The sequence below is a fragment of the Pseudomonas sp. ICBG1301 genome (genome assembly GCF_016918385.1).
GTDB lineage: Bacteria > Pseudomonadota > Gammaproteobacteria > Pseudomonadales > Pseudomonadaceae > Aquipseudomonas > Aquipseudomonas palleroniana.
Genome location: NZ_JAEKGB010000014.1, coordinates 19296 through 36422 on the forward strand (window position 1 = coordinate 19296; position 17127 = coordinate 36422).

General features: G+C 61.6%; 13 protein-coding genes. 9 read left to right on the forward strand and 4 right to left on the reverse strand.

Features of this window, described 5'->3' with window-relative positions; genetic code table 11:
* The first annotated feature begins 144 nt into the window (after positions 1 to 144).
* From dgcB to etfB, 3 genes are read left to right on the forward strand one after another with little or no spacing between them, the layout of a single operon-like run.
* Positions 145 to 2088: a dimethylglycine demethylation protein DgcB gene (dgcB, locus tag JBE38_RS25025; protein WP_060753370.1), complete on the forward strand. Its 1944-nt coding sequence runs from the start codon at positions 145 to 147 to the stop codon at positions 2086 to 2088.
* Entirely contained in the window at positions 2088 to 3308 is a 1221-nt protein-coding gene (gene etfA / locus JBE38_RS25030) for an electron transfer flavoprotein subunit alpha (RefSeq protein WP_205345384.1), read from the forward strand. Before dgcB ends, etfA begins: the two co-directional genes overlap by 1 nt.
* 10 nt (positions 3309 to 3318) lie before the next feature.
* Positions 3319 to 4089, forward strand: coding sequence for an electron transfer flavoprotein subunit beta (gene etfB, locus JBE38_RS25035; RefSeq protein WP_205345385.1), 771 nt, complete (start codon positions 3319 to 3321; stop codon positions 4087 to 4089).
* Positions 4090 to 4762: 673 nt separating this feature from the next.
* Here etfB and gbcA read toward each other — a convergent pair.
* Complete coding sequence (gene gbcA / locus JBE38_RS25040) at positions 4763 to 6058, reverse strand: glycine-betaine demethylase subunit GbcA (RefSeq protein ID WP_060753367.1); 1296 nt, start codon at positions 6056 to 6058, stop codon at positions 4763 to 4765.
* 282 nt (positions 6059 to 6340) lie between these two features.
* Here gbcA and gbcB point away from each other — a divergent pair, with 282 nt between their 5' ends.
* Entirely contained in the window at positions 6341 to 7441 is a 1101-nt protein-coding gene (gbcB, locus tag JBE38_RS25045; protein WP_060753366.1) for a glycine-betaine demethylase subunit GbcB, read from the forward strand.
* A 628-nt stretch (positions 7442 to 8069) separates the two neighbouring features.
* On the opposite strand, the gene JBE38_RS25050 is transcribed toward gbcB, so the two are convergent.
* The 3 genes from JBE38_RS25050 to JBE38_RS25060 form a co-directional block, all read right to left on the reverse strand.
* On the reverse strand, positions 8070 to 8603 hold the full coding sequence (locus JBE38_RS25050) for an REP-associated tyrosine transposase (RefSeq protein ID WP_090368343.1): 534 nt from the start codon (positions 8601 to 8603) through the stop codon (positions 8070 to 8072).
* 91 nt (positions 8604 to 8694) lie between these two features.
* Positions 8695 to 8895 (reverse strand): hypothetical protein, encoded by a 201-nt coding sequence (locus JBE38_RS25055; protein ID WP_205345386.1) that lies wholly within the window; start codon positions 8893 to 8895, stop codon positions 8695 to 8697.
* Positions 8896 to 9067: 172 nt separating this feature from the next.
* Positions 9068 to 10108 carry a threonine aldolase family protein gene (locus JBE38_RS25060; protein WP_060753363.1) on the reverse strand — a complete coding sequence of 347 codons (1041 nt, stop codon included), beginning with the start codon at positions 10106 to 10108 and terminating at the stop codon, positions 9068 to 9070.
* A 90-nt stretch (positions 10109 to 10198) separates the two neighbouring features.
* Between JBE38_RS25060 and JBE38_RS25065 the strand changes: the two genes are divergently transcribed.
* The 5 genes from JBE38_RS25065 to JBE38_RS25085 all read left to right on the forward strand — a co-directional run bounded on the left by JBE38_RS25065 (position 10199) and on the right by JBE38_RS25085 (position 17022).
* Entirely contained in the window at positions 10199 to 10927 is a 729-nt protein-coding gene (locus tag JBE38_RS25065) for a TraX family protein (protein ID WP_205345387.1), read from the forward strand.
* Positions 10928 to 11163: 236 nt separating this feature from the next.
* On the forward strand, positions 11164 to 12417 hold the full coding sequence (gene glyA / locus JBE38_RS25070; protein WP_060753361.1) for a serine hydroxymethyltransferase: 1254 nt from the start codon (positions 11164 to 11166) through the stop codon (positions 12415 to 12417).
* 22 nt (positions 12418 to 12439) lie between these two features.
* Entirely contained in the window at positions 12440 to 13690 is a 1251-nt protein-coding gene (locus tag JBE38_RS25075; protein WP_010207084.1) for a sarcosine oxidase subunit beta, read from the forward strand.
* Positions 13691 to 13705: 15 nt separating this feature from the next.
* Complete coding sequence (locus tag JBE38_RS25080; protein WP_027605979.1) at positions 13706 to 14008, forward strand: sarcosine oxidase subunit delta; 303 nt, start codon at positions 13706 to 13708, stop codon at positions 14006 to 14008.
* Positions 14005 to 17022 (forward strand): sarcosine oxidase subunit alpha, encoded by a 3018-nt coding sequence (locus JBE38_RS25085; protein ID WP_161548693.1) that lies wholly within the window; start codon positions 14005 to 14007, stop codon positions 17020 to 17022. The genes JBE38_RS25080 and JBE38_RS25085 overlap by 4 nt, the downstream gene beginning before the upstream one ends.
* Positions 17023 to 17127: the final 105 nt, after the last annotated feature.

The following is a 17127-nucleotide window of genomic DNA, read 5'->3' on the forward strand; positions in this document are numbered from 1 at the left end:
GAACCAATGTGGACTCGGTCTGAATGTGGGAGGGGGCTTGCTCCCGATAGCGGTGGGTCAGCTACAGATGTATCGACTGACAGTCCGCCTTCGGGAGCAAGCCCCCTCCCACATTAGACCTGTGTGGTCTGTGGGAGCTTCACCATGTTGAACACCTTGCTGCCTATCCTGTTATTTGCCGCTCTGGGCCTCGCGGTCCTCGGCGCCCTGCGCCGGGTGAACATGTGGCGCCGTGGTCGTGCCTCGAAAGTCGACCTGCTGGGCGGCCTGCTGGCCATGCCCAAGCGCTACATGGTCGACCTGCACCATGTGGTCGCCCGCGACAAATACATTGCCAACACCCACGTCGCCACGGCGCTGGGCTTCGTGCTGTCGGCGTTGCTCGCCATTCTGGTGCATGGCTTCGGCCTGCAGAGTCGCATCCTGGGCTACGCCTTGCTGCTGGCCTCGGTGCTGATGTTTGTTGGCGCCACCTTCGTCTACCTGCGTCGGCGCAACCCACCGTCGCGCCTGTCGAAAGGCCCATGGATGCGCCTGCCGAAAAGCCTGATGGCGTTCTCGGTGAGCTTCTTCCTGGTGACCTTGCCGGTGGCCGGGATTCTGCCCGCCGACTTCGGCGGCTGGCTGCTCGCGGCGATCTTGAGCGTGGGGGTGCTGTGGGGCGTCTCGGAGATGTTCTTCGGTATGACCTGGGGCGGCCCGATGAAGCACGCCTTTGCCGGCGCCCTGCACCTGGCCTGGCACCGTCGCGCCGAACGCTTCGGCGGCGGGCGTTCGACCGGTTTGAAACCGCTGGACCTGCGCGATAAAACCGCGCCCTTGGGTGTGGAAAAACCCAAGGATTTCACCTGGAACCAACTGCTCGGCTTCGACGCCTGCGTGCAGTGCGGCAAGTGCGAGGCCGCCTGCCCGGCCTTTGCCGCCGGCCAGCCGCTGAACCCGAAAAAACTCATTCAAGACATGGTGGTCGGCCTGGCCGGCGGCACCGATGCCAAGTTTGCCGGCAGCCCGTATCCCGGCAAAGCCATCGGCGAGCATGGCGGCAACCCGCATCAACCGATCGTCAACGGCCTGGTGGACGCCGAGACCTTGTGGTCGTGCACCACTTGTCGTGCGTGCGTGGAAGAGTGCCCGATGATGATCGAGCACGTGGACGCCATCGTCGACATGCGCCGCCACCTGACGCTGGAAAAAGGCGCCACGCCGAACAAAGGTGCCGAAGTCCTGGAAAACCTGATCGCCACCGACAACCCCGGCGGTTTCGCACCGGGTGGCCGGTTGAACTGGGCGGCGGACCTGAATCTGCCGTTGCTCAGTGACAAGGGCAGCTGCGAAGTGCTGTTCTGGGTCGGTGATGGCGCTTTCGACATGCGCAACCAACGCACCCTGCGCGCCTTCGTCAAAGTACTCAAGGCCGCCAAGGTCGACTTCGCCGTACTCGGCCTGGAAGAACGTGACAGCGGTGACGTGGCACGCCGCCTGGGCGATGAAGCGACCTTCCAACTGCTGGCCACGCGCAACATCCAGACCCTGGCCAAATACACCTTCAAGCGCATCGTCACCTGCGACCCGCACAGTTTCCATGTGCTGAAAAACGAATATGGCGCCTTTAACGGCAACTACCTCGTGCAGCACCACAGCACCTTCATGGCCGAGCTGATCGGCGAGGGCGCGCTGAACCTGGGCCAGCACAAAGGCAACAGCGTGACCTACCACGACCCTTGTTACCTGGGCCGCTACAACGGCGAATACGAAGCCCCGCGCCAGGTGCTGCGGGCGCTGGGGATCGAGGTCAAGGAGATGCAACGCTCCGGTTTCCGTTCGCGCTGCTGCGGCGGCGGTGGCGGCGCGCCGATCACCGACATTCCCGGCAAGCAACGTATCCCGGATATGCGCATGGAAGACATCCGTGAAACCGGCGCCGAGCTGGTGGCGGTAGGGTGCCCACAGTGCACGGCGATGCTTGAAGGGGTGGTCGAGCCTCGGCCATTGATCAAGGACATCGCTGAACTGGTCGCCGACGCGTTGCTCGAAGACGCCGCACCGGCCAAAGCCCCCTTGAAACGTGAACCTGCGGAGGTGCACTGATGAGCGACATTATCCGCCGCGACCCACGGGCCGAATGGATTGCACGTAACCGCCTGCACCCGCTGCATGCGGCGATGCAGCCGGTGCAACACAGCTGGATGGGGCCCAACGGCATCCTGCGCAAGAACGTGCATGGCGTCGGTTTCATCGGCCCCAATGGCATCAAGCGCATCGACCGCAGCGGCGCCCAACAGGGCGGCGCGAGCAAACGTACGGCTGCCGCCGAAGTGCAGTTGCCACTGCATCAGGTGGCAGCGCCTGCGTTCTATATCAACGTAGTGCCGGACATGGTCGGCGGCCGCTTGAGCAGCCACGACCGCGACTTGCTCGGCCTGGCCCGACAACTTGCCGGCAGCGACGGCGCCGTGCTGGCCGTGGTATTTGGCGAGCACAAGGAAAGTACCTTTGCCACGGCCGGTGTCGATCGCCTGCTGGTGCTGGAAGGGCACGAGTTCGACGGTTATTCACCGGAGCAACGCGTGCAAGGTTTGCGCGCTGTGGATAACCAGTTCAACCCGCGTCACTGGCTGCTGCCCGATAGCCGCAGTGGCGGCGGTGAGTTGGGCCGGCGGTTTGCCGCCAGCCTCAAGGAGCGCCCGGCCACGCGGGTCTGGCAGATCAAGGGCGAGGAGTGCATCGGCCGTGCCGGCGCCGGCCAGGAAGACTTGGCCCGGCCGTTGCCACGCTTGATTCTGGCGGCCGCCGAATGTGCCGACCCGGTCAGCGAGACCCGTCATGAAGTATTGCCCGTGGAGTTATCCACAACTCTGGCTCGCAGCCTGCCGCGAATCGAAGACCTCGGTGCGGTGGCGGTGGACCCGGCGGCGATTCCCATGGCCGAAGCCGAATTCATCTTCTCTGGCGGCAACGGCGTGAAGGATTGGGCGCTGTTCCACCAGACCGCTGCCGCCCTGGGCGCCACTGAAGGCGCGTCGCGGGTGGCAGTGGACGACGGCTTCATGGCGCGCGATCGCCAGGTCGGCGCCAGCGGCACCTGGGTCACTGCCCGTGTGTATGTGGCCGTGGGTATTTCCGGGGCGATCCAGCACCTGCAAGGCATCGGTGCCTGCGACAAGGTGGTGGCGATCAACCTCGACCCCGGTTGCGACATGATCAAGCGTGCCGACCTGTCGGTGATCGGCGAGAGTGCCGCGATATTGCAAGCCTTGATCGAGGCGGTGGCGGCCTACCGCAACGGCGCCAAGCGCGATGCAGCTTAGGACTATGACCATGACGACGAAAGTAATCAGCCTGGTTTCCATTGGCGCCCATCCCACCTCCGGGCGCCCGCGTCGTGCGGAGCAGGATGCGCGTGCGGTCGAACTGGGCCTGCAAATGGCTGGGGATAAGTTGCAGGTGTTGCACGCCGGCAATGTTGCCGAACCGACGTTGCGCAGTTATCTCGGCATGGGCTTGCCGCAACTGCATGTGCTGGAACAACCGGCCGGCAGCGATGCCTTGCCGGTGCTCGGTGAGTATCTGCGCGATGCGGGGGCCCAGGTGGTGCTCGCCGGCAGCCAGGCGGAAACCGGTGAAGGCTCGGGCATGTTGCCGTTCCTGCTGGCTGAGCAATTGGGCTGGCCGCTGATCGTGGGGCTCGCCCAGGTGGAGTCTATCGACGGCGGCGTCGCCCATGTGCTGCAAGCCTTGCCGCGTGGCCAGAGGCGGCGCCTGAAGGTGCGCCTGCCGTTCCTCGCCACGGTGGATAACGCGGCGCCCAAGCCTCGGCAGAGTGCCTATGGCCCCGCGCAGCGCGGTGAGCTGGAGGCGCATGAGGTTGAAGTGCTGGAGGATGAGTTATTCACAGGCGCCGTGCTGCAACCGGCCAAGCCTCGGCCCAAACGCCTCAAGGTGATCAAGGCCAAGAGCGGTGCCGACCGGATGAAGGCGGCCACCGCCAAAGCCAGTGGCGGCGGTGGTCAGGTGCTCAAGGGCCTCAGCCCCCAAGCGGGCGCCGAAGCCATTCTCAAGCTGCTGGTTGAGGAAGGCGTGGTTCGCTGATCCTGGTAGGAGCGAGCCGGCTCGCTCCTGCATTACCCACAATCCCTGTTGAACCGTCTGTGGATAACCTGTTCGCGGTTGTCCACACCCCATACAGATCAAGCCCTGTAGCCCTCTGTACGAAAAACAACCAGTCTAACTGGCGGTTTTTTATAGGTTTTTTCCTGACTTCATGCATTTCATTGTGCAGACTTTCCCCCAAAGTCTGTTGGCGCTTCTGTGGATAAGATGTTCGCTATTGGCTGGAACCCTTATGAATAAAGGCTTTCAAGGGGTTGGTCAAAATTTGATCTATTTCGGCTTTTTGTGCTCTGAAAATCCTGAATGCCGTGTTTTGTGAAGGTTTGGAGTGGTTTTCCACAGCGCAGCTGAAGTTGCCCCCAAAGTCTGTTGGTGGTTCTGTGGATAAGGTGTTCGCGTACTAATACAGGCCACGTTTTACGTAGCTTGTAGAGTTATGGTTAAAAAATGATCAGTGCCTGCTTGATATCGTCAACTTGAATAAGTCACGGATTTTCTTCAGTTAATTTCTGAGGGGAAGCGCAGTTGCCCACAATTGCTGTGGGTGGCTTTGTGGATAAGTTGTTGGGCGAAGGCTGGAGGGCAGGGGAATCAAGAGGGATCCGGGGGCTGGATGTTTTTTGTACAAACCAGCCCCTGGAGGATCAACGCGTTATTCGTGAACCGCAACACCCTTGAGGTATGGCGCCGGAGCGGCCCCCAGGTTGCTCAACATGCGCTCGCTGTACCAATCCACGAAGTTGACTACGCCGAACTCATAGGTCTTGGAGTATGGGCCTGGCTGGTAGGCGGTGGAGTTGATACCGCGCTGGTTTTCTTCGGCCAGGCGACGGTCCTGGTCGTTGGTGGCGTCCCACACCTGGCGCATACGTTCCACGTCGTAGTCCACACCCTCTACGGCGTCCTTGTGCACGATCCACTTGGTGGTGACCATGGTTTCCTGGGCGCTGATCGGCCACACGGTGAACACGATGATGTGGTCGCCCATGCAGTGGTTCCATGAGTGGGGCAGGTGCAGGATACGCATCGAGCCCAGGTCCGGGTTCTTGATGCGCCCCATGAGTTTGGCGCAGCCCTGCTTGCCGTCCATGGTCATCGACACGGTGCCCTTGAGCAGCGGCATGCGCACGATGCGGTTACGCAAGCCAAAGCTGGCATGGGCGTAAGGGATTTTCTCGGCATCCCAGGCAGCGGCGGAGGCGGCTACATGGTCCTTGAACGCCTGGTCGGCGCGGGGGTCGGTGACGTCGTCCCATTCCAGCAGGGTTTTCAGCAGTTCGGGGTGCGAGGCGTTGCAGTGGTAGCACTCGCGGTTGTTCTCCAGCACCAGCTTCCAGTTGGCTTTTTCCATCAAGGTGGTTTGCACCGCCACCTTGGTGTTCTCCATGTCGTAGGGTTCCATGTAGTGATTCAGGGTCGACAGGAAGTCGTCGATGGCCGGCGGGTTTTCGGCCAGGCTGATGAAGATGTAGCCGCCGGCGGTCTTCACATTCACCGGTTTCAGGCCGTACTGCTTCATGTCGAAGTCGGCGCCCATCTCGGTACCGGCGAACAGCAGGCGACCGTCCAGTTCGTAGGTCCACTGATGGTAGTGGCAGACCAGCTTGGCGACCTTGCCCTTGTCGCTGGTGCACAGGCGTGAGCCACGGTGGCGGCATACGTTGTGGAACGCATGCACCACACCTTCGGCGCCACGGATCACGATGATCGGGTTCTTGCCCACTTGCAGGGTCAGGTAGTTGCCCTTGGTGGGGATCTCGCAGGTCATGCCGGCGATCAGCCACTCTTTCTGGAAGATCTCCTGCATGTCGATATCGAACAGCCGGTCATCCGAATAGAACGGTTGTGGCAGCGAAAAGGTGCGCTCGCGTTCTTGCAACATTTGCGCGGTGGCCTTGCGTGCGGGTTCCAGCGGATCGCCCAAGCTTAAGGTTGCGGTGACGTCCATCGTATGTGTCCTCATGGCCATTCAGTGTGGCCGGCGAATAGTGGCTACGGTTGTACTACGCAAGGCGTAAAGAAAGCGTCGTTGTTGGGGGTGAGTGTGGGGCCGCCGACTGCCAGAACCTTGTCCATTAGCGACATGGCCCACTCTGATCCCGACGCGCAACCCCCGTGGTATGGGGGCTGGTCGCGATAAGTATGTGAATGTCGCAGATAGGTAAATGGGCGCATTCGGCGTTACGCAAAATCGCCATCATCAGGCCGACCTACGGCTACGGAGAACAGCATGTCCAATAACTTCCTGAACCCGGTAACTACCCAGACCTGGGCCAATGGTCGGCATATCGTCCGTTGCGTCAAAGTCATCCAGGAAACCTGGGACGTGCGCACCTTTTGCTTCATGGCCGACCAGCCGATCCTGTTCTTTTTCAAGCCGGGGCAATTCGTCACCCTGGAGTTGGAAATCGACGGCCAGCCAATCATGCGCTCGTACACCATTTCCAGTTCGCCATCGGTGCCGTACAGCTTCTCGGTGACGATCAAGCGCGTCCCGGGCGGCCGGGTTTCCAACTGGTTGCACGACACCCTGCATGAAGGCCAGGAGTTGGCGGTGCACGGGCCGGTCGGGCTGTTCAATGCCATCGACTTCCCGAGCCCGAAAGTGTTGTACCTCAGCGGCGGTGTCGGTATCACGCCGGTGATGTCCATGGCCCGTTGGTTCTACGACACCAACGCCAACGTCGACATGACCTTTATCCACAGCGCCCGCTCGCCCAAGGACATCATCTATCACCGCGAGCTGGAACACATGGCGTCGCGCATCGATAACTTCAGCCTGCACCTGATTTGTGAGAAGCACGGCTTGGGTGAGCCCTGGGCGGGGTATCGCGGTTACCTGAATCACAAGATGCTCGAACTGATGGTGCCGGACTTCCTGGAGCGCGAAGTGTTCTGCTGTGGTCCAACGCCCTATATGAACGCCGTGAAACGCCTGTTGGAGGCCGCAGGCTTCGACATGGCGCGCTATCACGAAGAATCCTTCGGGGCTACGCCGCCGGAAGCCCGCGCCGACGCGGTGGAGCAGGCCGAGCAAGCCGCCGAGGCGCCGGAAATCGATCTGGCGGATTTGCATCAAGTGGAGTTCATTGCTTCAGGCAAGAGCATTCGCGTGGCACCGGGTGAAACGGTGCATGCCGCAGCGGCCAAGCTTGGGCTGTTGATTCCAAAGGCGTGTGGCATGGGCATCTGCGGAACGTGCAAGGTGATGAAGCTGGGTGGAGAGGTCGAGATGGACCACAACGGCGGGATTACTGAGGAAGACGAAGCCGAGGGTTACATCCTGTCGTGCTGCAGCGTGCCTAAAGGTGATGTGCGAATCGAGTTCTGATCCACTTTTCACGCAAGGCTTACGGTGTGACGCGGAGCGTCACGGGCTGCATGCCCACGCAGAGCGTGGGCACGATCATCACCGGCCCAGCTCGTTCCCACGCTCCGCGTGGTAACGCCGCCAGGGACGCTCTGCGTTCCGCTTTCACGCACGGCTTGCGATGTGACGCGGAGCGTCACGGGCTGCATGCCCACGCGGAGCGTGGGCACGATCACCGGCCCAGCTCGTTCCCACGCTCCGCGTGGTAACGCCGCCAGGGACGCTCTGCGTTCCGCTTTCACGCAAGGCTTGCGGTGTGACGCGGAGCGTCACGGGCTGCATGCCCACGCGGAGCATGGGCACGATCACCGGTCCAGCTCGTTCCCACGCTCCGCGTGGTAACGCCGCCAGGGACGCTCTGCGTTCCGCTTTCACGCAAGACTCACGGTGTGACGCAGAGCGTCACGGGCTGCATGCCCACGCAGAGCGTGGGCACGATCACCGGCCCAACTCGTTCCCACGCTCCGCGTGGTAACGCCGCCAGGGACGCTCTGCGTTCCGCTTTCACGCAAGGCTTGCGGTGTGACGCAGAGCGTCACGGGCTGCATGCCCACGCGGAGCGTGGGCACGATCATCGGCTCGCGAGCTGTCAGTACCAGCGTTGGATGTCGATCAGCCCTGGCATTCCGGCATAGTTGCGGGCACTCGAATACCTCCAGTGTTCAGCCAGATCCACGTAACCCCGTTTGACCGGGTTATGGTGGATGTAATCGAGCTTCTGGTACATCACAGCCTCGCTGTACACCAACTCCGCGTGTGAGCCCTCCTGCCAAAGCTGATAAGCCCGATCCGCCTTGTGCGCGCGTTTACTGAAGCGAAGGCGTTGCAAAACCCGTTCTGCGCCTTTGCTCTGCAGGTCATCAATGATGGTTCGGGCAGTGAAGGACTTGAATCGGCTGACGCATTTGCCAAGGTCAGGCGCCTGGGCGACGAAATGCAGATGGTTCTCGAGGATGACATAGCCGTAAAGGTTCAAGGCTTCATGGCTCTGTTGGTATCGCCAGCAATCCAGAAGATGGCCGACGATGTAATCACGGGTAAACAACGGTAGCCATTCCATGACGGTACAGGTCAGGAAGTGTGGCTTTTCGGGTTCGGTGATGACGTAGCGGCTTCTGCCCATGGGGTCGTCCTTGCATCGGGGGCGGCTTGGGCGCAGAGCGCCCGGGGCATGCATTCCCACGCGGAGCGTGGGAACGATCAATCAAGGAGGGTTATTGGGCGTGGATGTGGACGACGAAGTGCTGGCCTGATGCTGTCAATTCATAGACTTTGTCGTAAATCCGCAATGTGCGCGATGGCTCTCGGATGGTGTCACCGACTTTTGCGTACTTCCTGAATTCATCCCAATCGATGACGGTGGTGCTGATAGTGCCGTCGCTTTGCAGAGTGTCGCCGTTGCTTTGGTATTCCATGGTTTGTCTCTCTTCTGGATTTCCGTTTCCAGCCGGATATGCGGCAGGCGGTTGGCCCGAAAGGCGGGCTGTGCAGCGGCCTTTTCCTTTCGGGTTCCAAGAGGTTAGTCAATGAAATTCCAGTGTGTAGCTGTCAGAAATATCAAATAACAGACTCGGCGTTACGCCAGTATCAGGCACCCATCACTGTTCGAATATCCGCGGCTAATTCTCTTACACGCTCCTCCTCGGTATCCCACGCACACATGAAGCGTGCGCCGCCTTTGCCGATGAAGGTGTAGAAGCGCCAGCCCTTGGCCGTCAGTGCGGCAATGGCTGGTTCCGAGAGCTGCAGGAAGACGCCGTTGGCCTGCACCGGGAACATCAGTTCAACCCCTGGAATATCCGCCACCAGGCTGCTCAGCAATTGTGCGCAGTGGTTGGCGTGCCGGGCATGCTTGAGCCAGGCGTCGTTTTCCAGCAGGCCCACCCAGGGGGCGGAGAGAAAGCGCATTTTTGACGCCAGTTGGCCGGCCTGTTTGCAGCGGTAGTCGAAGTCTTCAGCCAGTTTGTGATTGAAGAACAGGATCGCCTCGCCTACGGCCATGCCGTTCTTGGTGCCGCCAAAGCACAATACGTCCACACCGGCTTTCCAGGTCAGGTCGGCGGGGGAGCAACCGAGGAAGGCGCAGGCGTTGGAGAAGCGCGCGCCGTCCATGTGCAGGTTCAGGCCCAGTTCCTTGCAGGTGGCGCTGATGGCGCGGATTTCATCCGGGGTGTACACGCTGCCGACTTCGGTGGCCTGGGTCAGGGTTACCACGCGGGGTTTGGGGTAGTGGATGTCCTGGCGCTTGAGGGCGATCTCGCGGATGGATTCCGGGGTCAGCTTGCCATTTTCGGTGCGGGCGATGAGCAGCTTCGAGCCGTTGGAGAAAAACTCCGGCGCACCGCACTCGTCGGTTTCGACGTGGGCGGTTTCCGAGCAAATCACGCTATGGTAGCTCTGGCACAGTGAAGACAGTGCCAGTGAGTTGGCTGCGGTGCCGTTGAAGGCGAAGAACACTTCGCAGTCGGTTTCGAACAGATTGCGGAAACCGTCGGCGGCGCGGTGGGTCCATTCATCATCGCCGTAGGCGCGTTGATGCCCCTGGTTGGCTTGTTCCATGGCGGCCCAGGCTTCCGGGCAGATGCCGGAGTAGTTGTCGCTGGCGAATTGTTGGCTCTTGTCGGTCATGGCCCATTCCTGTGGTCGATGTTGGTGCGCACTGTAACCAAGATTGTCGGGCATACGCACGCGCTGTAAATGCAGAGTCACTGGGGAATTATGCACGGTACTGAAACGATGGCTGTCGGACGTGTCCGCGATGGCGCTCTGGACCTGCTCAAGTGGCTGGCGCTGCTGAGCATGGTGCTGGATCACCTGCGCTATGTCGGCTTAAGCCTGGATGGCTTGTATGTGCCGGGGCGCCTGGCGTTCCCGTGGTTTTGCCTGGCGATTGCGGCGAATCTGCATCGGGGCCGCGACCTGCCGGCAAGAGGCCGCTGGCGCTATCTGGGCTGGTTGTTGCTGTTCAGCGCGATCAGCGAAGTACCGTACCGGTTGTTTATCGAGGATGCCGATACGTTGAATGTGCTGCCAACCTTGGCGCTGGGTTTGCTGGTTGCCCGAGGATGGCAGCAAAAGGGCCGGGTTGATCGAGGCATGGCGCTGATCGCCGTCACGATAGCCGCCCTGTTTTCAAGCCACTTAATGTTCGGTTTCTTTGGTGTATTGCTGCCATTGGTGATGCTGCTGGTGTTCCGTCGCCGATGGTATTTCAGTGTGTTGCCGGGCTTGGTCTGCGTGGCCGCCAACCAATGGCAGATATTGCTCGATAACGGCACGCCGGTTGCGCTGATGGGATTGGTTGCCTGCCTGATTGCGCCACTGGCGGGCCTGGTCTTATTGCGACACGCCAAAAACGCCTCGCCGCCCGCCATGCGCCGCTGGGCCTATACCCTCTATCCCGTGCATTTCCTGCTGCTGCTACTCGTTCGTCAAACTATCGCCTAACCCCTTGTGGGAGGGGGCTTGCTCCCGATAGCGGTGTGTCAGCCACTGCATTTGAAAGCTGGCCCACCGCTATCGGGAGCAAGCCCCCTCCCACATTTGTTCTGTGTTGTTCGGGCCATGTCGTAAACGCACCTTTGCGTGGCGTGCGTAGGCATTTGACCTGTCTGCGCCAGCCCTACCATCGCATCAAAGGGCCTGTATGGGCCTCACCAATACGAAAGGCTGGGAGAGACGCGATGTTCAGCAAACAAGACCAGATCCAGGGATATGACGACGCACTGCTGGCGGCCATGAATGCCGAGGAGCAGCGCCAGGAAGATCATATCGAGCTGATCGCGTCAGAGAACTACACCAGCAAACGCGTGATGCAAGCCCAGGGCAGTGGCTTGACCAACAAATACGCCGAAGGCTACCCGGGCAAGCGCTACTACGGCGGCTGCGAGCATGTGGACAAGGTGGAAGCCCTGGCCATCGAGCGCGCCAAGCAACTGTTCGGTGCCGATTACGCCAACGTACAGCCGCACTCCGGTTCGTCCGCCAACAGCGCGGTGTACCTGGCCCTGCTGCAAGCGGGCGATACCATTTTGGGCATGAGCCTGGCCCACGGCGGTCACCTGACCCACGGTGCCAAGGTGTCGTCCTCGGGCAAGCTGTACAACGCGGTGCAATACGGCATCAACACTGACACCGGCCTGATCGACTACGACGAAGTCGAGCGTCTGGCGGTTGAGCACAAGCCGAAGATGATCGTTGCAGGCTTTTCCGCCTACTCCAAGACTCTGGATTTCCCACGTTTTCGTCAGATCGCCGACAAGGTCGGCGCGCTGCTGTTCGTCGACATGGCTCACGTTGCTGGCCTGGTTGCCGCCGGCCTGTACCCCAACCCGCTGCCGTACGCTGACGTGGTGACCACCACCACCCACAAGACCCTGCGCGGTCCACGGGGCGGTCTGATCCTGGCCAAGTCCAACGAAGAAATCGAAAAGAAACTCAACGCTGCCGTATTCCCCGGCGCCCAGGGCGGCCCGCTGATGCACGTCATCGCCGGCAAGGCCGTGTGCTTCAAGGAAGCGCTGGAACCTGGTTTCAAGGCTTATCAGCAACAAGTAATCGACAACGCACAGGCCATGGCCAGCGTGTTTATCAAACGCGGCTACGATGTAGTGTCCGGCGGTACCGATAACCACCTGTTCCTGGTCAGCCTGATCCGTCAGGGCCTCACTGGCAAAGAGGCGGACGCCGCCCTGGGCCGCGCCCACATCACCGTCAACAAGAACGCCGTGCCGAACGACCCGCAGTCACCCTTCGTGACCTCGGGCCTGCGCATCGGCACCCCGGCGGTGACCACGCGTGGTTTCAAAGTGCCGCAGTGCATCGAGCTGGCCGGCTGGATCTGCGACATCCTCGACAACCTCGGCGATGCCGATGTCGAAGCCAACGTGGCCAAGCACGTGTCTGCCCTGTGCGCTGATTTCCCGGTTTATCGCTGAGCGCGGTTTTGGAGTAATGACTATGCAACGCTACTCGGGCTTCGGCCTCTTCAAGCACTCCCTCAGCCACCACGAAAACTGGCAGAAGATGTGGCGCACGCCGACCCCGAAAAAGGTCTACGACGTGGTCATCGTCGGCGGTGGCGGGCATGGTCTGGCGACCGCCTACTACCTGGCCAAGGAACACGGCATCACCAATGTGGCCGTGGTCGAGAAAGGTTGGTTGGGCGGCGGCAACACCGCGCGCAATACCACCATCGTGCGTTCCAACTACCTGTGGGACGAGTCGGCGCACCTGTACGAACACGCGATGAAGCTGTGGGAAGGTTTGTCCCAGGACCTGAACTACAACGTGATGTTCTCCCAGCGCGGCGTGTACAACCTGTGCCACACCCTGCAGGACATCCGTGATTCCGAGCGGCGTGTGAGCGCCAACCGCCTTAACGGCGTGGACGGCGAACTGCTCAACGCCAAGCAAGTGGCCGACGAGATCCCGTACCTCGACTGCTCGAAAAACACCCGTTACCCGGTACTCGGCGCCACCGTGCAACGGCGTGGCGGCGTGGCCCGTCACGATGCCGTGGCCTGGGGCTTTGCCCGTGCGGCTGACGCACTTGGCGTGGACTTGATCCAGCAGACCGAAGTCATCGGTTTCCGCAAGGAAAACGGTGTGTGCATCGGCGTGGAAACCAACAAGGGCTTCATCGGCGCCAAGCGCGTCGGTGTGGTCACCGCGGGTAACTCCGGGCACATGGCGTCGCTCGCCGGTTTCCGCCTGCCGATCGAATCCCACCCGCTGCAGGCACTGGTGTCGGAGCCGATCAAGCCGATTATCGACAGCGTGATCATGTCCAACGCCGTGCACGGTTACATCAGCCAGTCCGACAAGGGCGACCTGGTGATCGGCGCCGGCATCGACGGCTACAACGGCTACGGCCAGCGCGGTTCGTACCCGGTGATCGAACACACCATCCAGGCCATCGTCGAGATGTTCCCGGTGCTGTCGCGCGTGCGCATGAACCGTCAGTGGGGCGGCATCGTCGACACCACGCCGGACGCGTGCCCGATCATCTCGAAAACCCCGGTACCGAACATGTTCTTCAACTGCGGTTGGGGCACCGGTGGCTTCAAGGCCACCCCAGGCTCAGGCAACGTGTTCGCCGCAAGCCTGGCCAAGGGTGAAATGCACCCGCTGGCCGCGCCATTCTCCATCGACCGTTTCCACAACGGTGCGTTGATCGACGAACACGGCGCTGCGGCCGTCGCCCACTAACAGGAGAAAAATCCTATGTTGCATATCTTCTGTCCTCACTGTGGCGAACTGCGCTCCGAAGAGGAATTCCATGCCTCCGGCCAAGCGCACATCCCGCGCCCGCTGGACCCGAATGCCTGCACCGATGAAGAGTGGGGCGACTACATGTTCTTCCGCGACAACCCGCGCGGCCTGCACCATGAGCTGTGGATTCACGCTGCCGGTTGCCGCCAGTATTTCAACGCCACCCGCGATACCGTGACTTACGAAATTCTTGAAACCTACAAGATCGGTGAGAAGCCACAATTCACCGCCAAGGCCTCTGGAGAGAAGGTATGAGCCAGACCAATCGCCTGTCCAACGGTGGCCGCATCGACCGTAATAAAGTCCTGACGTTTACCTTCAATGGCCAGAGCTACAAGGGCTTCGAAGGCGACACCCTGGCCGCCGCACTGCTGGCCAATGGCGTCGACATCATCGGCCGCAGTTTCAAATATTCGCGTCCACGCGGCATCTTCGCCGCCGGCGCCGAAGAGCCGAACGCGGTGCTGCAGATCGGTGCCACCGAAGCCACCCAGATTCCCAACGTGCGCGCCACGCAACAGGCGCTGTACCAGGGCCTCGTCGCCACCAGCACCAACGGTTGGCCGAGCGTGAACAACGACATGATGGGCATCCTCGGCAAGGTCGGCGGCAAGCTGATGCCGCCGGGTTTCTACTACAAAACCTTCATGTACCCGCAATCGTTCTGGATGACTTACGAGAAGTACATCCGCAAGGCTGCCGGCCTGGGTCGCTCGCCGACCGAGAACGACCCGGACACCTACGACAACATGAACCGTCACTGCGACGTGCTGGTGGTGGGCGCAGGCCCCGCCGGCCTGGCCGCTGCACTGGCCGCTGCGCGCAGCGGGGCGCGGGTGATCATTGCCGATGAGCAGGAAGAGTTCGGCGGTTCGCTGCTCGACTCCCGCGAAAGCCTCGACGGCAAGCCGGCCATGGAATGGGTCGCCAGCGTGATCGCCGAATTGAAAGCCTTGCCGGACGTGGTGCTGCTGCCTCGCGCCACCGTCAACGGCTACCACGACCATAACTTCCTGACCATTCACGAACGCCTCACCGACCACCTCGGTGACCGTGCACCGGTGGGTGTGGTGCGTCAGCGTATCCATCGGGTACGGGCCAAGCGTGTCGTCCTCGCGACCGGTGCCTGCGAGCGCCCGCTGGTGTACGGCAACAACGACGTGCCGGGCAACATGCTCGCCGGTGCGGTCTCCACCTATGTGCGCCGCTACGGCGTGGCACCGGGCAAAAAACTGGTGCTGTCGACCAACAACGACCACGCCTACCGCGTGGCGCTGGACTGGTTCGACGCAGGCCTGCAAGTGGTGGCCGTGGCCGATGCACGCCACAACCCACGCGGTGCCCTGGTTGAAGAGGCCCGTGCCAAAGGCATCCGCATCCTCACCGGCAGCGCCGTGATCGAAGCGCGTGGCAGCAAGCATGTGACCGGCGCACGTGTGGCGGCCATCGACGTCAAGGCGCATAAAGTCACCAGCCCCGGCGAGTGGCTGGACTGCGACCTGGTCGCCAGCTCCGGTGGCTACAGCCCTGTGGTTCACTTGGCCTCGCACTTGGGCGGCAAGCCGACCTGGCGTGAAGACATCCTCGGTTTTGTACCGGGCGAAGCCCCGCAGAAACGGGTGTGTGTCGGCGGCATCAACGGCGTCTACGGCCTTGGCGATTCCCTGGCCGATGGTTTTGAAGGGGGCGTGCGCGCCGCCAGCGAAGCCGGGTTTGCACCCGTGGAAGGCACTCTGCCCAAGGCTTTGAGCCGTCTGGAAGAGCCGACCCTGGCGCTGTTCCAGGTGCCTCACGAAAAAGCCACCGCACGGGCGCCCAAGCAATTTGTCGACCTGCAGAACGACGTGACCGCCGCCGCCATCGAACTGGCGACCCGCGAAGGTTTCGAGTCGGTCGAGCACGTCAAACGCTACACCGCGCTGGGCTTCGGCACCGACCAGGGCAAGCTGGGTAACGTCAACGGCCTGGCGATTGCGGCGCGCTCCCTGAACGTGACCATCCCGCAGATGGGCACCACCATGTTCCGTCCCAACTACACGCCGGTGACATTCGGCGCGGTGGCGGGCCGTCACTGTGGGCACATCTTCGAACCGGTTCGCTACACCGCGCTGCACGCCTGGCACGTCAAGAACGGCGCCGAGTTTGAAGACGTCGGCCAATGGAAACGCCCGTGGTACTTCCCACGCAATGGCGAAGACCTGCACGCTGCGGTGAAACGCGAATGCCTGGCCGTGCGCGACAGCGTCGGCCTGCTGGATGCCTCCACCCTCGGCAAGATCGACATTCAAGGCCCGGATGCCCGCGAGTTCCTCAACCGCATCTACAGCAACGCCTGGACCAAGCTCGACGTGGGCAAGGCGCGCTACGGCCTGATGTGCAAGGAAGACGGTATGGTCTTCGACGACGGTGTTACCGCCTGTCTGGCCGACAACCACTTCCTGATGACCACCACCACCGGCGGCGCCGCGCGCGTTCTCCAGTGGCTGGAAATCTACCAACAGACCGAATGGCCGGACCTCAAGGTGTACTTCACCTCGGTCACCGACCACTGGGCGACCATGACCCTGTCCGGCCCCAACAGCCGCAAGCTGCTGGCCGAAGTCACCGACATCGACCTGGACAAGGACGGCTTCCCGTTCATGACCTGGAAAGAAGGTCTGGTGGGTGGGGTGCCGGCGCGGGTGTTCCGCATCTCGTTTACCGGCGAGCTGTCGTACGAAGTCAACGTACAGGCCGACTACGCGATGGGCGTGCTGGAAAAAATCGTCGAGGCCGGCAAAAAGTACAACCTGACCCCGTACGGCACCGAGACCATGCACGTCCTGCGGGCCGAGAAGGGCTTCATCATCGTCGGCCAGGACACCGATGGCTCGATGACCCCTGACGACCTGAACATGGGCTGGTGTGTCGGGCGTACCAAGCCGTTCTCGTGGATCGGCTGGCGCGGCATGAACCGTGAAGACTGCGTGCGTGAAGAGCGCAAGCAACTGGTGGGCTTGAAGCCGGTCGATCCAAAAGTGTGGCTGCCGGAAGGCGCGCAGTTGGTATTCGATCCGAAGCAGTCGATCCCGATGAAGATGGTCGGTCACGTGACCTCCAGCTATGCCCACAACTCCCTCGGTTATTCGTTCGCGATGGCGGTGGTCAAGGGCGGCTTGAAGCGTATCGGCGAGCGGGTGTTCTCACCACAGGCCGATGGCAGCGTGATCGAAGCGGAGATTGTGTCTTCGGTGTTCTTTGACCCGAAAGGCGATCGCCAGAACATTTGACACCTGATCGTTCCCACGCTCTGCGTGGGAATGCATCCCGGGACGCGCGGCGTCCCAAGAGCGGACGCCGAGCGTCCATCGCGGCATTCCCACGCAGAGCGTGGG

Coding starts and splice junctions, on each gene's coding strand:
- JBE38_RS25075 (WP_010207084.1), top strand. CDS start 12,440: ATGCAACGCTACTCGGGCTTCGGCCTCTTCAAGCACTCCCTCAGCCAC.
- JBE38_RS25065 (WP_205345387.1), top strand. CDS start 10,199: ATGCACGGTACTGAAACGATGGCTGTCGGACGTGTCCGCGATGGCGCT.
- gbcB (WP_060753366.1), top strand. CDS start 6,341: ATGTCCAATAACTTCCTGAACCCGGTAACTACCCAGACCTGGGCCAAT.
- glyA (WP_060753361.1), top strand. CDS start 11,164: ATGTTCAGCAAACAAGACCAGATCCAGGGATATGACGACGCACTGCTG.
- gbcA (WP_060753367.1), bottom strand. CDS start 6,058: ATGGACGTCACCGCAACCTTAAGCTTGGGCGATCCGCTGGAACCCGCA.
- JBE38_RS25055 (WP_205345386.1), bottom strand. CDS start 8,895: ATGGAATACCAAAGCAACGGCGACACTCTGCAAAGCGACGGCACTATC.
- JBE38_RS25080 (WP_027605979.1), top strand. CDS start 13,706: ATGTTGCATATCTTCTGTCCTCACTGTGGCGAACTGCGCTCCGAAGAG.
- JBE38_RS25060 (WP_060753363.1), bottom strand. CDS start 10,108: ATGACCGACAAGAGCCAACAATTCGCCAGCGACAACTACTCCGGCATC.
- dgcB (WP_060753370.1), top strand. CDS start 145: ATGTTGAACACCTTGCTGCCTATCCTGTTATTTGCCGCTCTGGGCCTC.
- etfA (WP_205345384.1), top strand. CDS start 2,088: ATGAGCGACATTATCCGCCGCGACCCACGGGCCGAATGGATTGCACGT.
- etfB (WP_205345385.1), top strand. CDS start 3,319: ATGACGACGAAAGTAATCAGCCTGGTTTCCATTGGCGCCCATCCCACC.
- JBE38_RS25085 (WP_161548693.1), top strand. CDS start 14,005: ATGAGCCAGACCAATCGCCTGTCCAACGGTGGCCGCATCGACCGTAAT.
- JBE38_RS25050 (WP_090368343.1), bottom strand. CDS start 8,603: ATGGGCAGAAGCCGCTACGTCATCACCGAACCCGAAAAGCCACACTTC.